Annotated in this window: 19 protein-coding genes and 1 pseudogene; 10 read left to right on the top strand and 10 right to left on the bottom strand. The window is 37.7% G+C overall.

Features of this window, described 5'->3' with window-relative positions:
- The first annotated feature begins 31 nt into the window (after nucleotides 1-31).
- Together OS139_RS07915 and OS139_RS07910 are read left to right on the top strand one after the other, a co-directional pair.
- Nucleotides 32-2,161 (top strand): hydantoinase/oxoprolinase family protein, encoded by a 2,130-nt coding sequence (locus tag OS139_RS07915; RefSeq protein WP_325066871.1) that lies wholly within the window; start codon nucleotides 32-34, stop codon nucleotides 2,159-2,161.
- Complete coding sequence (locus OS139_RS07910; protein WP_002325232.1) at nucleotides 2,136-2,825, top strand: hypothetical protein; 690 nt, start codon at nucleotides 2,136-2,138, stop codon at nucleotides 2,823-2,825. Before OS139_RS07915 ends, OS139_RS07910 begins: the two co-directional genes overlap by 26 nt.
- 407 nt (nucleotides 2,826-3,232) lie before the next feature.
- On the opposite strand, the gene OS139_RS07905 is transcribed toward OS139_RS07910, so the two are convergent.
- The 4 genes from OS139_RS07905 to OS139_RS07890 all read right to left on the bottom strand — a co-directional run bounded on the left by OS139_RS07905 (nucleotide 3,233) and on the right by OS139_RS07890 (nucleotide 5,588).
- On the bottom strand, nucleotides 3,233-3,919 hold the full coding sequence (locus OS139_RS07905) for a GntR family transcriptional regulator (RefSeq protein WP_002289316.1): 687 nt from the start codon (nucleotides 3,917-3,919) through the stop codon (nucleotides 3,233-3,235).
- A gap of 135 nt (nucleotides 3,920-4,054) precedes the next feature.
- On the bottom strand, nucleotides 4,055-4,249 hold the full coding sequence (locus OS139_RS07900; RefSeq protein ID WP_002315615.1) for a hypothetical protein: 195 nt from the start codon (nucleotides 4,247-4,249) through the stop codon (nucleotides 4,055-4,057).
- A 49-nt stretch (nucleotides 4,250-4,298) separates the two neighbouring features.
- Nucleotides 4,299-4,739 carry an acyl-CoA thioesterase gene (locus tag OS139_RS07895; protein ID WP_325066870.1) on the bottom strand — a complete coding sequence of 147 codons (441 nt, stop codon included), beginning with the start codon at nucleotides 4,737-4,739 and terminating at the stop codon, nucleotides 4,299-4,301.
- Between the two features lie 3 nt (nucleotides 4,740-4,742).
- Entirely contained in the window at nucleotides 4,743-5,588 is an 846-nt protein-coding gene (locus OS139_RS07890; protein WP_002307435.1) for an NAD(P)H-hydrate dehydratase, read from the bottom strand.
- Between the two features lie 148 nt (nucleotides 5,589-5,736).
- On the opposite strand from OS139_RS07890, the gene pepV reads away from it, so the two are divergent.
- Nucleotides 5,737-7,155 (top strand): dipeptidase PepV, encoded by a 1,419-nt coding sequence (gene pepV, locus OS139_RS07885; RefSeq protein ID WP_002307437.1) that lies wholly within the window; start codon nucleotides 5,737-5,739, stop codon nucleotides 7,153-7,155.
- Between the two features lie 75 nt (nucleotides 7,156-7,230).
- On the opposite strand, the gene OS139_RS07880 is transcribed toward pepV, so the two are convergent.
- From OS139_RS07880 to OS139_RS07865, 4 genes are all read right to left on the bottom strand, one after another.
- A complete protein-coding gene (locus OS139_RS07880; protein ID WP_002307439.1) occupies nucleotides 7,231-8,433 on the bottom strand; it encodes a hypothetical protein in 1,203 nt (400 codons plus the stop codon).
- Nucleotides 8,420-10,207, bottom strand: coding sequence for a DUF6020 family protein (locus OS139_RS07875; protein WP_002307441.1), 1,788 nt, complete (start codon nucleotides 10,205-10,207; stop codon nucleotides 8,420-8,422). Before OS139_RS07875 ends, OS139_RS07880 begins: the two co-directional genes overlap by 14 nt.
- A gap of 12 nt (nucleotides 10,208-10,219) precedes the next feature.
- Complete coding sequence (locus tag OS139_RS07870; protein ID WP_002299300.1) at nucleotides 10,220-11,173, bottom strand: glycosyltransferase family 2 protein; 954 nt, start codon at nucleotides 11,171-11,173, stop codon at nucleotides 10,220-10,222.
- A 184-nt stretch (nucleotides 11,174-11,357) separates the two neighbouring features.
- Nucleotides 11,358-11,708, bottom strand: coding sequence for a PepSY domain-containing protein (locus OS139_RS07865; RefSeq protein ID WP_002289862.1), 351 nt, complete (start codon nucleotides 11,706-11,708; stop codon nucleotides 11,358-11,360).
- Between the two features lie 199 nt (nucleotides 11,709-11,907).
- Between OS139_RS07865 and pepA the strand changes: the two genes are divergently transcribed.
- The 4 genes from pepA to ytpR all read left to right on the top strand — a co-directional run bounded on the left by pepA (nucleotide 11,908) and on the right by ytpR (nucleotide 14,746).
- A complete protein-coding gene (gene pepA, locus OS139_RS07860; protein WP_002294156.1) occupies nucleotides 11,908-12,987 on the top strand; it encodes a glutamyl aminopeptidase in 1,080 nt (359 codons plus the stop codon).
- A gap of 142 nt (nucleotides 12,988-13,129) precedes the next feature.
- Nucleotides 13,130-13,450: a thioredoxin family protein gene (locus OS139_RS07855; RefSeq protein ID WP_002287837.1), complete on the top strand. Its 321-nt coding sequence runs from the start codon at nucleotides 13,130-13,132 to the stop codon at nucleotides 13,448-13,450.
- A gap of 21 nt (nucleotides 13,451-13,471) precedes the next feature.
- On the top strand, nucleotides 13,472-13,936 hold the full coding sequence (locus OS139_RS07850) for a universal stress protein (RefSeq protein WP_002287838.1): 465 nt from the start codon (nucleotides 13,472-13,474) through the stop codon (nucleotides 13,934-13,936).
- A 204-nt stretch (nucleotides 13,937-14,140) separates the two neighbouring features.
- Nucleotides 14,141-14,746 (top strand): YtpR family tRNA-binding protein, encoded by a 606-nt coding sequence (ytpR, locus tag OS139_RS07845; protein ID WP_002331984.1) that lies wholly within the window; start codon nucleotides 14,141-14,143, stop codon nucleotides 14,744-14,746.
- A 164-nt stretch (nucleotides 14,747-14,910) separates the two neighbouring features.
- Here the strand turns inward: ytpR and OS139_RS07840 are convergent, their stop codons facing one another.
- Entirely contained in the window at nucleotides 14,911-16,200 is a 1,290-nt protein-coding gene (locus OS139_RS07840) for a S1C family serine protease (RefSeq protein WP_002294152.1), read from the bottom strand.
- 427 nt (nucleotides 16,201-16,627) lie between these two features.
- On the opposite strand from OS139_RS07840, the gene rlmH reads away from it, so the two are divergent.
- Both rlmH and OS139_RS07830 read left to right on the top strand, forming a co-directional pair.
- Nucleotides 16,628-17,107: a 23S rRNA (pseudouridine(1915)-N(3))-methyltransferase RlmH gene (gene rlmH, locus OS139_RS07835; protein WP_002331983.1), complete on the top strand. Its 480-nt coding sequence runs from the start codon at nucleotides 16,628-16,630 to the stop codon at nucleotides 17,105-17,107.
- A gap of 49 nt (nucleotides 17,108-17,156) precedes the next feature.
- Nucleotides 17,157-18,005, top strand: a complete 849-nt coding sequence (locus OS139_RS07830) for an LEM-3-like GIY-YIG domain-containing protein (RefSeq protein ID WP_002331982.1) — start codon at nucleotides 17,157-17,159, stop codon at nucleotides 18,003-18,005.
- A 270-nt stretch (nucleotides 18,006-18,275) separates the two neighbouring features.
- Here the strand turns inward: OS139_RS07830 and OS139_RS07825 are convergent, their stop codons facing one another.
- A complete protein-coding gene (locus OS139_RS07825; protein ID WP_230198362.1) occupies nucleotides 18,276-18,623 on the bottom strand; it encodes a hypothetical protein in 348 nt (115 codons plus the stop codon).
- Between the two features lie 238 nt (nucleotides 18,624-18,861).
- Between OS139_RS07825 and OS139_RS07820 the strand changes: the two are divergent.
- Nucleotides 18,862-18,959: pseudogene (locus OS139_RS07820) on the top strand (IS982 family transposase); the annotation flags it as partial.

Genomic DNA, 18,959 nt, shown 5'->3' with positions numbered 1-18,959 from the left:
AAAAACGATTAGATGAATGGAGGAAAAGAAAATGAAACGTTTTGTGCGAATGGGAATTGATGTTGGCGGTACACATACGAAAGCAGTCGCAATCGATAATGCGACGCACGAAATCATCGGAAAATCTTCAGTGAAAACAACCCACGATGATGTCCGTGGAGTAGCCGCAGGTGTCGTTCAGTCTTTTCAAAATTGTTTGCGGGAAAATAATATCAGTCCAGAAGATGTTGTGTTTGTTGCACATTCTACCACACAAGCGACTAATGCACTGATTGAAGGAGACGTAGCAAAAGTCGGCGTAATCGGGATGGCAAAAGGTGGATTAGAAGGTTTTTTAGCAAAACGACAAACTAGATTGAACGATATCGATTTAGGGAATAAGAAAAAAATAGAGATTGTCAATGCATTCTTACCTGTCAAACACTTAAATGTAGACCGTGTTTCAGAAACGATTTCTTCTTTAGAAAGAGAAAGAGCGGAGGTCTTGGTTTCTTCTATGGCATTTGGAGTAGATAATGGGGAACCAGAACGAGTTGTTTATGAAGCAGCATCTGTGAAAGCGATCCCTACAACGATGGCTTCTGACATCACAAAATTATATGGATTGACAAGAAGAACTCGGACAGCAGCAATCAACGCATCTATTTTACCAAAAATGCTAGATACGGCAACCTCTACAGAAGATTCCGTACGAGAAGCAGGGGTCAATGTTTCTTTGATGATTATGCGCGGAGACGGCGGAGTAATGGAAATCAATGAAATGAAAAAACGACCTGTTTTAACCATGCTTTCCGGTCCAGCAGCATCAGTCATGGGCTCTTTGATGTACTTGAGAGCGTCTAATGGTGTTTATTTTGAAGTAGGCGGAACAACAACCAATGTCGGGGTCATTAAAAATGGACGTCCAGCAATCGATTATTCAATTGTAGGTGGCCACCCAACATATATCTCTTCATTAGATGTTCGGGTTCTAGGTGTGGCAGGCGGTTCGATGGTACGGGCTAATCAGTCAGGAATCATCGATGTCGGTCCACGTTCTGCACATATTGCCGGTCTAGATTATGCAGTATTTACGGAGACAGAAAAAATCAAAGGTCCTAAGGTTGAATTTTTCTCTCCTAAAGAAGGAGACCCTGCTGATTACGTCAAGGTAGTGATGGAAGACGGAGAAGAAGTGACTATTACAAATACATGTGCAGCCAATGTCCTTGGATTAGTGCAAGAAGAACATTTTTCTTATGGAAATGTCCCATCTGCACGAAAAGCCATCCAAGCATTAGCTGATTATTGTCATACGACGGTTGAAGACATCGCAGAACAGATCATGGAAAAATCCTATGCTAAGATTGAACCAGTGATTTTAGAGTTGGCAGACAAGTATCATTTGGAGAAAGATCAGATTTCTCTTGTAGGTGTAGGGGGTGGCGCCGCCTCATTGATTACTTACTTTAGTAATAAAATGGGTGTGAAATATTCGATTCCTGAAAACGCCGAAGTGATTTCTTCTATTGGTGTAGCACTTGCAATGGTCCGAGATGTTGTAGAACGTATCATCCCTTCGCCAAGTAAAGAAGATATACGATCGTTGAAAAATGAAGCGATGAATAAAGCGATTGAATCAGGCGCTACACCAGAATCGATTGAAGTCCACGTAGAAATCGATCCACAGACTTCAAAAGTAACGGCTATCGCTACTGGTTCTACGGAAGTGAAAGCAACCGATCTAACCAAGGAGATCACAACAGAAGAAGCACTAGAGCTTGCTGCAGAGGATATGCGATTAAATAAAAATGAAGTTTGCTTATTGGAAAATACACCTTTCTTTTATGTATGCGGCGAACAGAATCGTTCAAAAAATGCTGGAAGTCTTCGGATCATCGATCAAAAAGGATTTATCAAGGTCCAACGTGGACATGCTTCATGTATGAAAACAACTGCAACCAATTATATGACAGCTGTCGAACAACTTTGGGAAGATATGGCAGTTTATCAAACTGAATTGATTGCCCGACCAGAATTTTATCTCTGCTTAGGAGCAAGAGTCTCTGATTTTACAGCGACGGATCTGGAACAACTACAGCTTTTGATGGATCTGGAAGTATCTACTATGGAACCGGAGGAAGAAGTGATCGTCGTTGCCGGAAATATCAAACAAACATAAGTTAGAAGAGTTACTAAACGAATTACAACAGATCCCCGAAGAAATTTGGGGATTCTACCAGTTTCGGCGAGATTTATTTTGGAAAAAGATTCCTTTGTCCAAGCAGAAAATTCTTATACAAAAATCAATCGATTGTGGTATCGAAACGGCATGTAGCATCAAAAAAAAGTACCCTTTTGCCGATGTAGGAGAAATTTGTGAACAAATGGCTGTTCCAATCGTTTCCTGTGAATCAGAGCAAATAAACGAACGAATCACTTTTGCAACTTATGCAGAAGATGAAGGGATCCGATTGATGACGGAGCCGTTAGAAAAATTAAAATGTTCAGGACTAGCTTCGATCTCTAAAGAAACAGCGCAAGCTTTGATTATTGGACATGAACTATTTCACCACATCGAAGCTTCTGTTAAGGGAATTTATACGCAAAGCGAAAAAATTGTGCTGTGGCGGTTGCCTTTTTATACACATCAATCAAACATTCGTGCATTGAGCGAGATAGCAGCGATGAGTTTTTCAAAAGAGATGAATCAAAGCGATTTTTCGCCTTATGTATTAGAGGCAGTCTTACTTTGGCCATATAATGAAATTCGTAGCCAAGGGATCTTAGAAGAAATAAAAAAAATAGAAAAAAGATGTACGGAGTATGATTTAGATTACAAATAAAGAGACTGTGACAAAAGTCGTGTCACAGTCCTTTTTTTCCGAATAAACGGTGTTCTCCTGTCAACTCCTCGGTCACAAGTCAAAATATTCAACAAACATGAGAAGCTGTTTTTTGAAATTGTTCCTTGTGACTCGGAGATGAACGGCAGGCTCACGACCTCTTGGAAAACGGTGTTCAAAAGCTTGCATCTGCGGTAATAAGTCCAGCCAAGTTAAAAACATAAGAAGCTATTTTTACTTGGCTGTTCTTATTACTTGATGCAGGGCAGCTTTTTCACAACCTCTCAATAAACGGTGTGCAATCAGCTGACCCTCGGTATTAGCTCAAAAAAAACGGCAAAATATGAGGAACTATTTTGCCGTTTATTTCTCTAATACTCAGGTCAAAACGCTGATTCCAAAACCTCTTATTTGATGGGTCTGTCCTGAATATCTTCAAAATAATCGGGGTAATTATGAATCACGTATTCTTGCTCCTCGATAATCATATGTAAATGCATCGTGCAAAGAAATCCGACTTCATCAAAGTTATGATCAATCATTGATTGAAGCATTGTCTGATGTTCATCTAATACTCGACCCCAGTCTAATTCTGAAATCGTCAAACGTAACCATCTGAAACGGTTCAAGTGCGTACTATAACTTTCTAGCCAATCCCAAATTTCTCGTTTTCCAGCAATTTCATAACAAGTTCGGTGAAAATCAGTATCCAAATCAAAAAAAGCTTTTTTATTTTGAGCGATCACTGCCTGATCGGTTTGTTCTAGTATTTTTTCTAGTTTAGCTTGATCTTGCTTGGTCATTTTCGCACTGCATTCTTGCAGGATCGGTTTTTCCAACTTTTCCCGCGTATAACGGGCTAATGAAGCAGATCGGATATCGATTTTTGAAACATAAGTGCCGGACTGTGGAATGGTTTTTACAAGCTCTTGATTGCGCAGTTGGATCAGTGCTTCTCGAATCGGTGTACGCCCGATAGCTAGTTGTTCTTCTAACACTTTATCGGAGATTTTACTTCCAGGTGCTAACTCGGAATAAATGATTTGTTTACGTATAGATTCATAAGCTTGCTGTTGCAAATTATTGATAACCATTTAACCTTCCTTTCTATGCAGATATAATCTATTATAACATAAATCGCTTACAAATCGTGTGGGCATAAAAACACAGTCTGCAAAAAAAGCCCTGATAGGCATGCCTATTAGAGCCTCGAAAAGAAAAATATTGAATCAATCTGGTCGTACCTCTTGGATCGGTTTGACACGACCGCCGATTCTTTTAGCAAAAGCTTCGGATTCTTTTTTGTCTTTGAAAATGAGCAGATTGTCTAAGTTTTTTTCCCGAGTGCGACAGCCAGTTTTATCGATGTAACCGTGCATTACTTTAACGACATACATGGGGATCACCTGCTTTTTTCTTTTCATTATACGAACTACTCGACACAATACAAGAAAAATGCTTAGACGGTCTTTATTAAGAATTTACATCATCCAAAGAAGCGTACGCTTGGAATAACTGATCTAACTCCGGATTGACTTTGCTCAGCTTCACTAATCGTTGCGAATCAGAAAGTAAAAAACAGTGTTTACTACTGCCAGTAGTTTTTAATTTTTTGTCTTCAGTTCCCACAATTTCGTAGCTAAAATCCAACCGTGTCCCCGTATACTTTTGGATAGTTGGATGGATGCTCACTTTTTCTCCGTAATGGATCATTTCTTTATAGCTGCAATTTACTTCCAGAACGGGGATGATGATCCCAGATTCTTCGATTTTTTTATAGGGAAACCCTAGATGTACCAATAAGACTACCCGAGCCTCTTCAAACCAGCGGATATAATTGCTGTGATGAATAATCCCCATTTGATCTGTTTCATAATAAAAAGGTTCTCGCACATAACCTGTAAATTTCTCCATGACTCATGCCTCGTTTTCCATTGATTTTTTACAAAAATAATTCATCCATTTCGGAAGTGCTTCGCTGATTTGTGTCGGCAAAACAATATATTGTTCTTTTGCCAGCTGGTCTCCAATGAAACTATGAAGATAAACAGCTGCTGCAATCGTTTGGTCATTTTGAGGAAACTGGGCTAAAAATCCTGTGATCATCCCAGCTAAAGTGTCACCCATGCCGCCTGTTGCCATAGCAGCAGAACCTAAAGGATTGGTGTAGAAGTGCTGGTGACCATAAATTTTTGTCTCATGACTTTTCAAAACGAGCACAGCACCGATTTCCTGTTGCTTCTTTTTGTTTTCTTCATCCCGTTGTTCTTGTATCGGTAGAGAACTCAACCGTTGCCACTCCATTTGATGAGGTGTAAGTACAGTTTGTTCGGGATAGGGTAGCAAAAGATGATTAGCAGCAAGTAAACTTAAAGCAGAGCCATCAATCACCAGCCATTGTTCTTTTGATTGGTTTTCTAGTACTTGTTTGAACCGTTCCAAACTCTTAGAAGAAGTACCCAATCCGGGACCAATCAAGAGTACATCTGCTTGCTTTATTACGGAAAGAAACTGGTCAGTATCCGTCCAATCTACAATCATTGCTTCTGGCAGATGACTGTGAAGAGCACTCCGATTTTTTTCATCAGTTACTACAGTCGTGAGACCCGCTCCAGTGTGTACGGCAGCTAAAGCACTCATAATGATTGCTCCGCCATATTGTTCATTGCCGCCAATCAAAACGATACGTCCAAATGTTCCTTTATGTGAAATTTTTGGACGAGGTGTGATGACTCTTTTCACTAGTTGTTCGTTTATCAGCATCGAAAAACCTCCTTTTACTCATTATAGCGTATATTTTTTTTAGAGAAAAACAGATAAGAAAAGGAATTGTCAGATTTTTTGAACTATTTTTTTCTGTAATTTGTGGTATCATGAACACGAAGACTTAAATAAGTGGAGGATTAACTTTATGACAATTGATTGGCAAAAAGAAGTAGAAGCACGTAAAGAAGACTTGCTTGAAGACTTGAAAAATCTTTTACGTGTCAACAGCGAGCGCGATGACTCAAAAGTAACACCAGATGCACCATTTGGACCTGGACCTCGCGACGCATTGAAACATATGTTAGCTTATGGCGAACGTGATGGATTTAAAGTAAAAAATGTCGATAACTATGCAGGGCATATTGATCTTGGCGAAGGAGACGAAACGCTAGGGATATTTGGACACATGGATGTCGTTCCTGCAGGAGATGGCTGGGACACAGATCCTTATGAACCAGTAATCAAGGATGGAAAGATCTTTGCACGCGGATCAAGCGATGACAAAGGTCCAAGTATGGCAGCTTACTATGCGATGAAGATCATTAAAGAACTTGACTTGAAACTATCAAAAAAAGTTCGCTTCGTAGTCGGCAGCGATGAAGAAAGCGGCTGGGGCGATATGGCTTATTATTTCGAACATGAAGAAGAACCAGATTTTGGTTTCTCACCAGATGCTGAATTCCCAATCATCAATGGTGAAAAAGGAAATGTTTCTTTAGCTTTACGCTTCAAAGGCGACAATGCAGGAGATTATGTCTTGAAATCTTTTGTTTCCGGACTTCGCGAAAATATGGTGCCAGGAACAGCAACTGCAGCACTTCAAGTACCAAGTGCAGATGCAGCTATCGCGATGGAAGAAGTATTTTACCAATTCATCGAAGCAAATCCAGTAAGCGGAACGATTGAAGCAGACAATACGTATGTAAAAATCGAATTAGTTGGTAAAGGCGCACATGGTGCAAGCCCACAATCTGGTATCAATGCAGGTTCTTTCTTGGCATTGTTCTTAGATAACTATGAATTCCTAGGATCTGCTAAACAATTTATCCATGTAGCAGCTGCTTATGTCCATGAAGATTTTTATGGAGAAAAACTAGGAGTCGCTTATGAAGATGAAAAAATGGGCAAATTGACAATGAATGCTGGACTATTTGCTTTTGAAGAAAATGGTACAGAGGAAGCGAACTTCATCAATATGAATTTCCGTTTTCCAAAAGGTGTAACAGTAGACGGATTGCAAAGTGACATCGAACAAACAGTGGGGCAAGAAGGCGCAACAGTTACTCGAGGTGCTCGCGTAATGGAACCACATTACGTACCAATGGATGATCCATTGGTGGCTACATTATTGCAAGTCTATGAAGACCACACTGGAGAAAAAGGCTACGAACAAATCATCGGTGGCGGAACTTACGGACGTTTGTTGAAACGTGGCGTTGCTTATGGAGCGATGTTCCCAGGATATACTGATACAATGCACCAAGCAAACGAATTTATGAGTCTTGATGACTTGTTCAGAGCAACAGCAATCTATGCAGATGCCATCTATCGTTTGGCAAAATAAAAATACTAAAAAACTCCGGCTATCTCTGACAGCTGGAGTTTTTATGTTTAAAAGTGAATTAGTACATCGGTATTCTTAAAAGTAATTTAGTTCGTCTTTTGATTTCTCAGGAGGGATCAAAAAGGCGAAAGCACTAAGTATAGCAAAACTTGTGATGATTTGCGTACGATACGTAAACCAATAATGAATCTGTGAGTGATTAGCTAAAATATTGTACCAAATATACGGCGTTACAGCAGCTAAAACAAACAAAACTAGAAGTTGGAACGGACGCCAGCTATTTCGTTTACGATAAGCAAAATAGAGAAAAACAAGACAAGTAATCAATAGCAATAATATTGCTACTTTTGGATACATCAATCTAATATTGCTTTTCAGCATCTCCAATCGATGCAACGGGTATTTGTCGTTTCCTTCCGTTCGAAAGAGGATTTGGTTGATTGCATCTTTTACAATGTTTTTGTTCAATATGATCGATGATAGGATCCATTTAGCCACCCATGTCAAACCATAGCCTAATCCCCAAAAGATACCGGTAAAAACAAAACTGCCTACTTGTTTGCTCAATGAACTGCGTTTATCTATTAAATACTTATTTGTTACATAATAAATAATGATCACAGGTATCCCCCAAGAGATGACCGGTGTTGTCAACAAGTCAAAAAAGTTAGCTAAAGAACCAATGACAAAGAAATACAAGAATAATTGTTGGTTGGTGTTGGAGAGTTGTGGTTTTGTTAAAAATAGTAATACAGACAATAAAGTCAAAATCCAAATATTTGAAAATTGCATACTGAAGAAAAAGGTTGCAGCATTTCCTATAGCAAGCGAAATCAACAAGGCTGTCGTTAAATAGATGTCGCTACACTTGGTTAAAAAGTAGCTCGTCAATCCAATCAGCAGAAAAAGAATGGCTGCGTAAATCATTCGAATACTCCCCAAACTCATCCCTAGCAGTAAAGGTCGTAAAAAAAGCTGATAACCATGCCAATAACGGGGATAATCCGCCATAGACATCGCGTTCTCCAAGGAGTTCAATTCAGGATCTGCTTTTGTTTTTCGTATCATCAAATGATCAGTAAAATTATCTAACCGAGTGCCTAGCATATTTCCTTGATTGATAGAAGGATACATTCCTTCTTTTTCAACCATCTGTAGAGATTTTTCTGCATTCGATTCAATAGAGTGCTGCGGAATGAAAAAAGTAATTGTCAGTAGTACGCAATAGCTAGCGATCAAGAGAACAAAAGCAAAAAATATCTTTTTAAATAGTTTCATGAGTATCTCCTATATCTGTTTTCATTTTTTCTCTTTTATCTAGTAAAAAAGGAGAGAGGATATAAACAGGTAGACCTAATGCTAAAACAAACACATACCGTAAACTAAATGCCACAGGAGTAGCAATCATAATAGTAGTAAAAACAAGCATACCGGGAAGAAAAAGGAGTAAATACCGATATTTTTTCTTAAAGATTGCTAAAAGTGCACTGCCGATAGCTAACCACAGTAATGTGCCGGAACCAAAGAAATCACGAGCATCGATGATTTTTTTCATTCCTGACAATCCAGTAAGATGTTCAATCAAATCTACTTGCTTCATCCCATAATTATTCGTGTTTACACGAGTATCTAAAAAGCCGTAACTATTTTTTGTACCAGGTACCCAGAACCCGAACGTTTCTAAAATATAAGCATCTGTATAGATTTTTATATTACTTGGTAAATTTCTTGCCCATAGTGATAGAAATTCTTTTTTATGTGTATTCAAAAACTCATTGTTAAAATTTTTATGCCACTTGATTGAGTCTGCAAGACTAGGAGAATACGCTTCATAATCTTTTATCGGGAGTAGCTGATTCATGAATGCTTTATCTTTCTTAGACAAGTCACCATCCATAACAATAGTTCTAGAAATTTGCTGCAAAGGAACACCTAATTGTTCAGCAGTTTCTGTAGGAATAGCATAACGAGCCATCAACGGGTGGATGAGTAGTCCAGCAATCACTGTATAACCCAGCACCACTTGAAAGAATGCTTGATACCTTTTTTGTTTCAAAATAATCAAGCCGCAAATTAAACCTGTGGCGGTTACTACATAAATCCCATTATTTCTTAGATAGGTGGTCAGTAAAGCAAGGATGATTACGTAAATCTGATTGAGAATCGTTGGCTTTTCTCGTTGAAAAATAAAGTCAAAAACCGCTAAGGAAAATAAAAAGCAAGCGATAGAGAACAAAGTATCTTTTTGCATGTTCAAGGCGTAGATTGGAAAAACCGGTGCAAATGCAAAATAGCATAAACTAATGAGTACCGGAAAAAAATGGATGTTTCTTTTTAACAGCCAGCAAAGAGAATAACTTATCGCTGAAGCTGTTATCAATGTTTGAAAAATCGAAAATAAAAATACACCGTGATTGATCGTATCAGTTGGTAAATCATGAACAAATAGCTTGACCAGTAAGGTGAATAAGACTGGATGATGATTGCTTATAGGAACATCACCCATAGATTGGGCGACCGAACTTAACGAATCAGGCAAAACCACTCCAGGATACAATGCCAACAGATAAGGAAGCCAACACAGAACTAAAAAGACAGTAAAGAATAAAAAATATTTTCTTGAAGAGAAAGCCTGTGTGTTTTGAGCAGTAAAAAATGTTTCCAGTTTTGGCATTGATAAATAAATCGATTGTAAAAATAAAAAAGAATACACAAAAATGGAGAAATAAACAAGAAAGTAAAAAATACTTCCATCAGCAATCGTTGTCTTTGTATAGTTTGCTGAGACATACTGAAATTGTATCTGTCTGCCAATAGAAAGTGTAAGAGCAAAAGCTGCAGAAAAAAACAATCGGGCAATAGCTGCAACTTTGTTTTTTATTGAAAACAACTCTATTCCATATTGCTTAAAAGCAAGTAGCAAAACCATGGCTAAACCAATGATTACTGCTGGATTCAAAGTTCCTAGACCATAAGAAGTAAAAAAAGCAAAACCTGACGCAAATAAAGTTGCAAAAAAAGCAGGAAATAGATTCTCCTTTTTCTTATGCATAAAAAAGGCCTCCTACTTCATTTCTTTATTTTGATATTCGTGGTAGACATGGTATAAATTCAATTCATATTCTTTCTTGGCATTTGTGACGACCGTATCCAAAATCAACCCTGTTACTAATGAAAGAAGGGCTAAAGTCATCAATCCAGTACTTAAAATCGCAGAAGGGATGCGTGTAATAAAGCTTGTCAGCATATATTCACGAATCACAGGAATCCCCATGACCAATCCAAATAAAAAGAAGAAGATGGTCCAGATCCCAAAGAAAAGCAAAGGTTTATAATCTTTGCACATTTTGATGATCATCATGATCACTTTGAATCCGTCAGAGAATGTATTCAATTTTGATTCGCTACCTTCAGGACGATCGCGATAATCGATTGGAATCTCAACGAACTTGAATTTTTTATCTAAAGCATGAATCGTCAATTCTGTTTCGATTTGAAAACCAGAACTCATAATAGGGAAGCTTTTGACAAAAATTCGATTGAATCCTCGATAGCCGGTCATGACATCGCGAATTTTTGTTTTATATAAGTAAGTAATTGTATTTTTAACCAGATTATTCCCAAAATCATGGAAAGGACGCTTATTTTCATCAAAATAGGTTCCATTTGATAGACGATCGCCAATGACCATATCTGCTTCGCCAGAACGTAATTTCTCAAGCAAACCATGTGCAGCTTCTGCAGGATAAGTATCATCACCATCTACCATCAAATAATAATCGGCATCAATATCAAAAAACATTTGACGGATTACATTTCCTTTTCCTTGACGTGGTTCTTTCTTTACGATTGCTCCACCTTGAACGGCCAATTCGTATGTTCGATCGGTCGAATTATTATCATAGACATAAATATCTGCTTCTGGTAATTCCCTTTTAAAATCTTCAATAACAGTTGAAATTGTCGCCTCTTCGTTATAACAAGGAATGAGCACGGCAATTTTTTCACGTGATTCCATTTGTCACTCTCCTTATATAATAAAACTAATCTTATTTCAAGAATACCGTATAATAACTATAAATACTAGCTATTCCAAGAGGAAATAGCCCTATTTTTATAAAAATCACCCACTATAAAAGAAGGATAGGATACCTCTCTTTTGAATAGTGGGTGCGTATTCGTTCTCTCACTTTTTTGACGTATTAATCTGTTGCACCTTTTTTTCTTGAAATTTCTAATACGGTTCCTGTATGAGCATCTGCTAAAAATTCATAATAAACAGTTTCGCCATCTTCTATTCGAGAAAGACCTCCCCGATAAGCACTCGACCGAACGGCGAATTTCCTAATAGGTTCCTTTTCAAAAGAGATCCAAGAACCTTCGATTGCACCTTCTTTTAGAAAAGATGACTTGATATTTTCAAGTACTTGGTCTGCTGACAATACTTTTTTGCGATGATACCAAATCGTTGAAGCTACCCCGCTCAATAATCCTAGACCGATTCCAACTGCTAACCCGCCTTTAAAATAGCTTAGTTCGCTTTCTTCATACATGTGGACATACCTCCTTCTTCTCACTTGTTACTCCTTGTGCTTATTTTACCACACTCTCATATTTTCTTTGAAATAAATAACCGCTACCAGAAAAAATAAGCTATAATAAATACGATCGGTCTGCAGAAAAAATCATATTTTATCCGCAGATCAATATAAGTCTGAGAGGAGTTTAGTCTGAAATTTAGACGAATAGCATATGGAAGAAAAAACATTTCAACGAATCAAAGAGTTAACAGAATTACAAGGAACAAGCGGTTTTGAACAAGATGTTCGCGCTTATATGGAAAGTCATATGGAACCGCTGGTAGATGAGTTACAGTTAGATGGTTTGGGCGGCATTTTTGGTCTGCGCCATCATGAAGAAGCGGATGCACCCCGTGTAATGGTCGCAGCACATATGGATGAAGTCGGATTCATGCTGACACAAATCCAAGAAAACGGGCTTTTTAAAGTCGTACCTCTAGGCGGCTGGAATCCTTACGTTGTTTCTGCACAGCGTTTTACACTTAAAACCTCTACTGGTAAGAATTATCCATGTATTTCTTCTTCCGTTCCCCCGCATTTATTGCGAGGAACAAGCGGACAAAAATCAGTAGAAGTAACCGATATTTTGTTCGATGCTGGGTTTGAATCAAGAGAAGAGGCAATGAGTTACGGTGTCCTTCCAGGAGACACAATCGTTCCTTACGCTGAAACGATCAAAACAGCCAACGGAAAGAATATCATCAGCAAATCATGGGACAACCGCTATGGCTGTACAATGGTATTAGAAGCTTTAGAAGCGTTGCAAAATGAAACATTAGGTCATACATTGATTGCAGGCGCGAATGTCCAGGAAGAAGTAGGCTTGCGTGGTTCTAAAGCTTCTGTCAATAAATTCAAGCCAGATCTGTTCTTTGCAGTAGACTGCTCTGCAGCAGATGATACAGTGACGAAAAATGGCACATTCGGACATTTAGGAGAAGGTACATTGATGCGTATCCAAGATCCAGGTTTGATCATGCTTCCTCGTTTGCGCGAGTACTTGCTGGATATCGCTGAAACAAACAATATCCCTTATCAATACTTTGTTTCAAAAGGCGGTACAGATGCAGGTGCTGCTCATACACAAAACGAAGGAATCCCAAGTACAGTGATTGGCGTAGTGGGACGTTATATCCATACGCATCAAACGATGTTCAGTATTCGCGATTTTGAAGCTGCACGAGAAATGCTGATTCAAACACTGAAAGGTTTGGATAAATCAACAGTGAATACGATCGTATACGGAAAATAACGCGATAGTGAAACTATAAAATCTGGCAAAAGATTGCTTTTGCCAGATTTTTTTTATAAAAAGAGGATCAATGTTTTTTAGTTCGAAAGAAAGGTGTATAATTTAATTGAAAAATACATAAACAGAAAGTAGAGGACAAAGAATGATTATCCCAAATAGTTTAGAAGAATTAGCAGGCTACGTAGAAACTGGAAAGAGTGTATTTTTCTTTACTGCCGGCTGGTGCGGAGACTGCCGTTTTATCAAACCGCAAATGCCTGAAATTGAAAATGACTTTTCTGATTGGCAATTTATTGAAGTAGACCGTGACAAGTACATAGATGTAGCCGCTGAATGGAACATTTTTGGTATCCCAAGTTTTGTCGTGATCCAAGACGGAAAAGAATTAGGTCGTCTAGTGAATAAAGATCGTAAAACAAAACAGGAAATCGAATCGTTCCTAGAAAGTGTAACAAAAGGCTGACATCTGTTAGGAGGGGTCAAGATGAATCAAGAATATAAGAACATTTTAGTAGGTATCGACGGTAGTGAACAAGCACTTGCTGCTTTCAAAAAAGCGGTAGAAGTGGCTCGCCGTAATAATGGGAAAGTATATGTAGCAAACGTAATCGATCAGCAATTTTATAACTTTATGGGCTATGCACCTATTGATCAAAATCTAGTCGATCAGCAAACTGAAACAGCCAAGGAAATGATCGAAGAATGTAAAGAATATGGGAAATCTGTTGATTACACAAATATAGAAGGAATTATTGCATATGGTTCTGTTCGTGAATCCATGGCAGTCAAATTGCCAAAAAAATATGAGATCGATCTAATCATGGTTGGGCAGTCAGGTCTAAATGCAGTCGAACGTTTTATGACAGGAAGTGTAGCCAGCTACGTGATACGTCATTCACCTTGTGATGTCTTGATCGTTTCTGACGAAGAAGAACAGCCAAGTAATTAAGCAAGTGGAACTTGTACGACCTTTTTAATCAATTAACTAAAACAGTAAAGGGACTGTGACAAAAGTCTTGTCACAGTCCCTTGTTACGAATAAATGGTGTTCCAGCAGAGGCTTCTTCGGAAATAAAGCATGAAAAAAATCTCATGCAGTGAATGCAATTTTTTGTTAAGATAAATCTCAGCAAAGGATAATGGAGGAAAGAACATGATTTTTGCTTATAACAAAGCACACGTCGGAGACACTTTGATGGTTATTATAGCCGACGATAAAGGAACAGAAAACACCGTTGAACGCAAATGGAATGTTGCTCGGATCAAAGATGAACAAGGACAAGTTGTTGCTTGGAACTTTTTCCATATCTCCGATCATCTAACGATCGAAGGGAACGGCCAAGTAAGATTAACCGATGAAGAATTAGCGAAATTGAATCGATTGATCAAAGAAGCAGGATTCGAAGAACAGCTTGAAGCTGATCATGAACCGAAGATCGTTGTCGGGTACGTAAAAACATGCGTCCCACATCCTGATTCTGACCATTTATCGATTACTGAGACAGAAGTAGACAATGGTACAGTATTGCAAATCGTTTGCGGTGCACCCAATATCGAAGCTGGACAAAAAGTTGTCGTTGCAAAACCAGGAGCTATGATGCCAGATGGAATGATGATCTGGCCAGGAACTTTGCGAGGGGTAGATAGCTATGGAATGATCTGTTCCGCTCGTGAATTGCATTTGCCAAATGCTTCAGCAAAAAAAGGAATCTTAGTATTGCCTGAGGATGCCGTAGTCGGAGAAGCATTTCCAAAATAAAGAGGTTGTGAGTCTGCCGTTTCACTCTGAGTCACAAGGAGCAATTTCAAAAAACAGCTTCTCATGTTTGTTGGATCTTGTGACTTGTGATCGAGGAGTTGGCAAGGAAAATATAGTTTATAAAAAAGAGGTTGTGACAAGTCTTTGTCACAACCTCTTTTTTATTAATTTTCACTATTTTGATTTTGTTTTAATGCCGATTGATCGATCGTCAATTCAACAGTAGTTGTTTTTTCTTTCGAGCCTTCATAGTAAGTGATTTTGACAGAATCTCCCACTTTTTTCTTATACAAAGCAGATTGAAGTTCTACACCAGAAGAAACTTCTTTGTCATCGATCTTAGTAATGACGTCGTATTGTTTCAATCCAGCTTTTTCAGCCGGTGTAGCTGTTTGGACATTTGTCACGATGACACCGTTAGTTACAGATGAAGGAATCTTCAAGATTTGTTCTTGTTGCTGAGTAGAAACGGCAGATAAGTCGACCATTGTGATACCTAGAGCTGGACGTGTCACTTTTCCGTCTTTTTCCAGTTGATTGATGATATTCACTACATCGTTACTTGGAATAGCAAATCCCATTCCTTCTACGCTTACATTAGAAGTAGATTCAGAAGTACTTGCGATCTTACTTGAGTTGATACCGATAACTTGTCCTTCGATATTAACTAAAGGACCACCAGAATTTCCAGGGTTGATTGCTGCATCTGTTTGGATCGCATTGATATTGACTGTTTCGTTCGATTCATTCGTACTTGTCACTTGTCGGTTCAAGGAAGAAATGATTCCTGAAGTGACAGAATTTGCATATTCAGATCCTAGTGGGGAACCAATCGCAATCGCAGGCTCACCAACCTTCAGAGCACTTGAGTCACCAAAAGAGGCAACTGTTTCGACTTTGTCTGAATTGATCTTCAACACCGCTAAATCTGAATAAGCATCTGTTCCAACTAATTCAGCTTTTACCTTCGTACCGTCTTTCATCAAGACTTCAAGACCTTGCTGGCCATCTACTACGTGATTATTCGTGACTACATAAGCAGTATTCCCGTCTTTTTTGTAGATCACGCCGCTTCCTTCACTATAAGCTTCCAAATTACTATCATCTGAGCTGCTACTTTCTTCTTGCTGCCCGAATAGTCCGCCAAAACCGCTTGATTGGTTTTGACTTTGTAAGTTGATAACAGAAACGACAGCGTCTTGAACTTTATCTACCGCTTTGGTGATATCAGAATCTACATTGACTTTGACATTTTCCACAACTGTTTCACCGGCAGAATTCTGATTGCCGCTTGTAGCAGTAGAACTATTGTTGCCAGTGCCCATCGCTGCATAAAAAATGCCAGCTGTCAGTAGTCCTCCAACGATCCCTCCAACAAGCCCCAGACCTAACTTACGCCAGAGGCTATTATTTTTACTTTTTTTCATCTTTGGTGTCACATTTTTTCTATCCATGTGTTCCTCCTCCAATTACATTCATTTATCTACTGTTAGTATAGTCTTATTTGTTGACTTTAGTCTACTTTGAGACTGTGAACTTTTTATGAAAAACTTTAGGAAAAATCATTGTTTTCAGATGAAAATATTTGATTTTCTTTTTCCACAGATACTGTGTAAAACTACGCGGATAGGATTGGAAAAATAAAGGATAAAACATATCCACAGCCTGTGTATAAAGTGGATAAATTCTTATAAAACGTATGTTTGCCTAATGAATGTGATGAAATAAGGTAAAATAACACTGTTTTCTGTGGATAAACCTGTGGATGTTGTGCATAACTGTTGGGGAAATCTTTTTAACAAAAATAGCCAAAATAAACATATAGACGAAAAAATTGATTATAATAAACAAAGTGAGCGTGAAGACCAAAGGAGAGAAAACATGAATATCAAAATTATCTCAGTAGGAAAATTAAAAGAAAAATACCTGATCCAAGGTATCAATGAGTATGTCAAACGGCTGAATGCCTATGCAAAAATCGAATTGATCGAAGTTCCTGACGAAAAAGCCCCGGAGAATTTAAGCGAAGCGCAAATGAGACAAGTAAAAGAAAAAGAAGGGGAACGGATCTTAGCGAAAATCAAAGAACAAGAATACGTCTATGCCTTAGCAATTGAAGGGAAAAATCCTACAAGTGAATCTTTTGCTAAACAAATCGACCAATTAGGTATCCAAGGAAAAAGCCACCTTGTTTTTGTTATCGGCGGCTCTTTAGGACTCAGCGAAACCGTCATGAAAAAAAGCAATGCTCAGATCTCTTTTGGAAAAATGACGTATCCACATCAATTGATGCGTCTGATCCTTGTCGAGCAAATCTACCGTGCCTTCCGGATCAATGCGGGGGCTCCGTATCATAAATAATGATATTTTTTAAAGACAGGGAAAAAATAGTAAAACAGGGGAGTATCAAATGAGTGAACTTAAAAAATTTTCTACGTCTACTTTAGCTGAGTTGCAAAAAGACGAAAAGCATCTTTACTATGTTTATTGCTTGGTCGATCCTAGAAACAACCAGACTTTTTACATTGGGAAAGGAAAAGGAAATCGTATTTTTGCCCATCGTCAAGCGGCAATGAGTATGTTAAGAAAATCAGATTTACTTGAAGAAAATGAAACAGCTAAAACATTGAAAATAAAAACCATCCAAGAAATAAACAGAATGAATCTACAAATACTAAGTTACATACTTAGTTATGGTTTAACTGAGAGCGAGGCTTATGCCAGTGAGAATACGTTAATCAATTATGCTCAACTGATTCAAGGACTTTCTTTGACAAATTTAGTAAAAGGGCATGGTTCTAAGGCAATGTTAGTGGAAGAGATAGAAGAGCAATATGGATTCCAACCGATGCCAATCAATGAAATAGCGACAGATGAGTTGATTTTAGCAGTAAAAGTGAGAGATGCTTTTAATCTTTGTAAAGATGAGTCAAAAGAATATCCGATTGACGACAGTTTTCGTGATGATGATAATTTAAAATCTCGTACGCTAGGTAACTGGGTAATTGGTCGCGATAAAATACATCGAATTCGCTATGTTATAGCTGTTAATACAGGAGCAGACAACGCGGTTGTTGCTGCGTATAAAGTTTCTTCTCAATATTCGGAATCGAAGAAATTTGAAAATGGCCGAACACGCTATGCATTTCAAGCATTATCGAATAGAGAAGATACTTTGCGAGAACTTAATTTATATAAACGATCTTTGCCAGATATCAAATTTGGTAGTGGGAGTGCAATTGCTTACATTAACAACTAGAATAACGTTAATTATAATATTCATTTTCAACGGTATTTCCGGTAGTAGTAGTTAGCTGAAATAAATATAAATTTAACTATATATTATATCCATGAAGCCCAATCTTCTTTAAAGAAGATTGGGCTATTTTTAATGGCAAAGAATTTGTGCGCGTTTATTCATATCTTGTTTTGAGACATCTGGATATACCTAAAATTTATGCTCTTATTTTAACGGATAAAAAAGGCAAAGCACTAAAAACCTCAGTATTTTGTCTACAGTCTGAAACCACTAGCTTGCACCAATGGTTTTAATTAATTGAATTACTTGTATCACGTTTTTTACCAACTGAATTTTTTGTTCTTTTTCCTCTTCTTCTTTTTTTAAAGTTTCTATTAACTCCTCAAAAGATATTATGAATTCCTCTTTTATTTTGTGCGTATCAGTAAATTCTATAAGAAAGGCTTTTTCCAATTCTATAAAGAAGACTTCTTCAGGAAACAGTTTTCTTAAATTCTCATGTTCTAGTCTATGTTTAATTTTAGAGTTTAAATTTTCATCCTTGTGGAGAGAGACATCCTGAAGATCGAAGATGTTAAAATTGAAATATGTCTTTGTTAAAGTTTCAAGAATTTTCATATGATCGTAACCCTTCCAAGGACCTTCATATTTCATTTGCATAAGATGAATTTTTTCTATCCATTCACTCCACGAATTCTTTTTTTCTTGAATTATTGGTAAAGCGTATTCAACTATATTATTTATAACCCGTGGTGCTAGTTAATTTTTTCCTAGAGGAAAATGTCTAAACATGTTGGTAAATCAACAAAAAAACGCATATAATAGTTTCAAAACTCCCAAGAAATGAGGACTACATATGCGTTCATCAAAATATACTGAACATTATACAGATACTTTTATAACATTCAAGGAAATTATGAGAACTGTTTCTAACATATACCACAATTGTGTACC

It is taken from the genome of Enterococcus sp. E4-223 (assembly GCF_035727065.1).
In the GTDB taxonomy this organism is placed as follows: domain Bacteria; phylum Bacillota; class Bacilli; order Lactobacillales; family Enterococcaceae; genus Enterococcus_B; species Enterococcus_B faecium.
The sequence above is the reverse complement of the archived record's forward strand: the minus strand, read 5'-3'. Positions and strand labels throughout refer to the sequence as shown.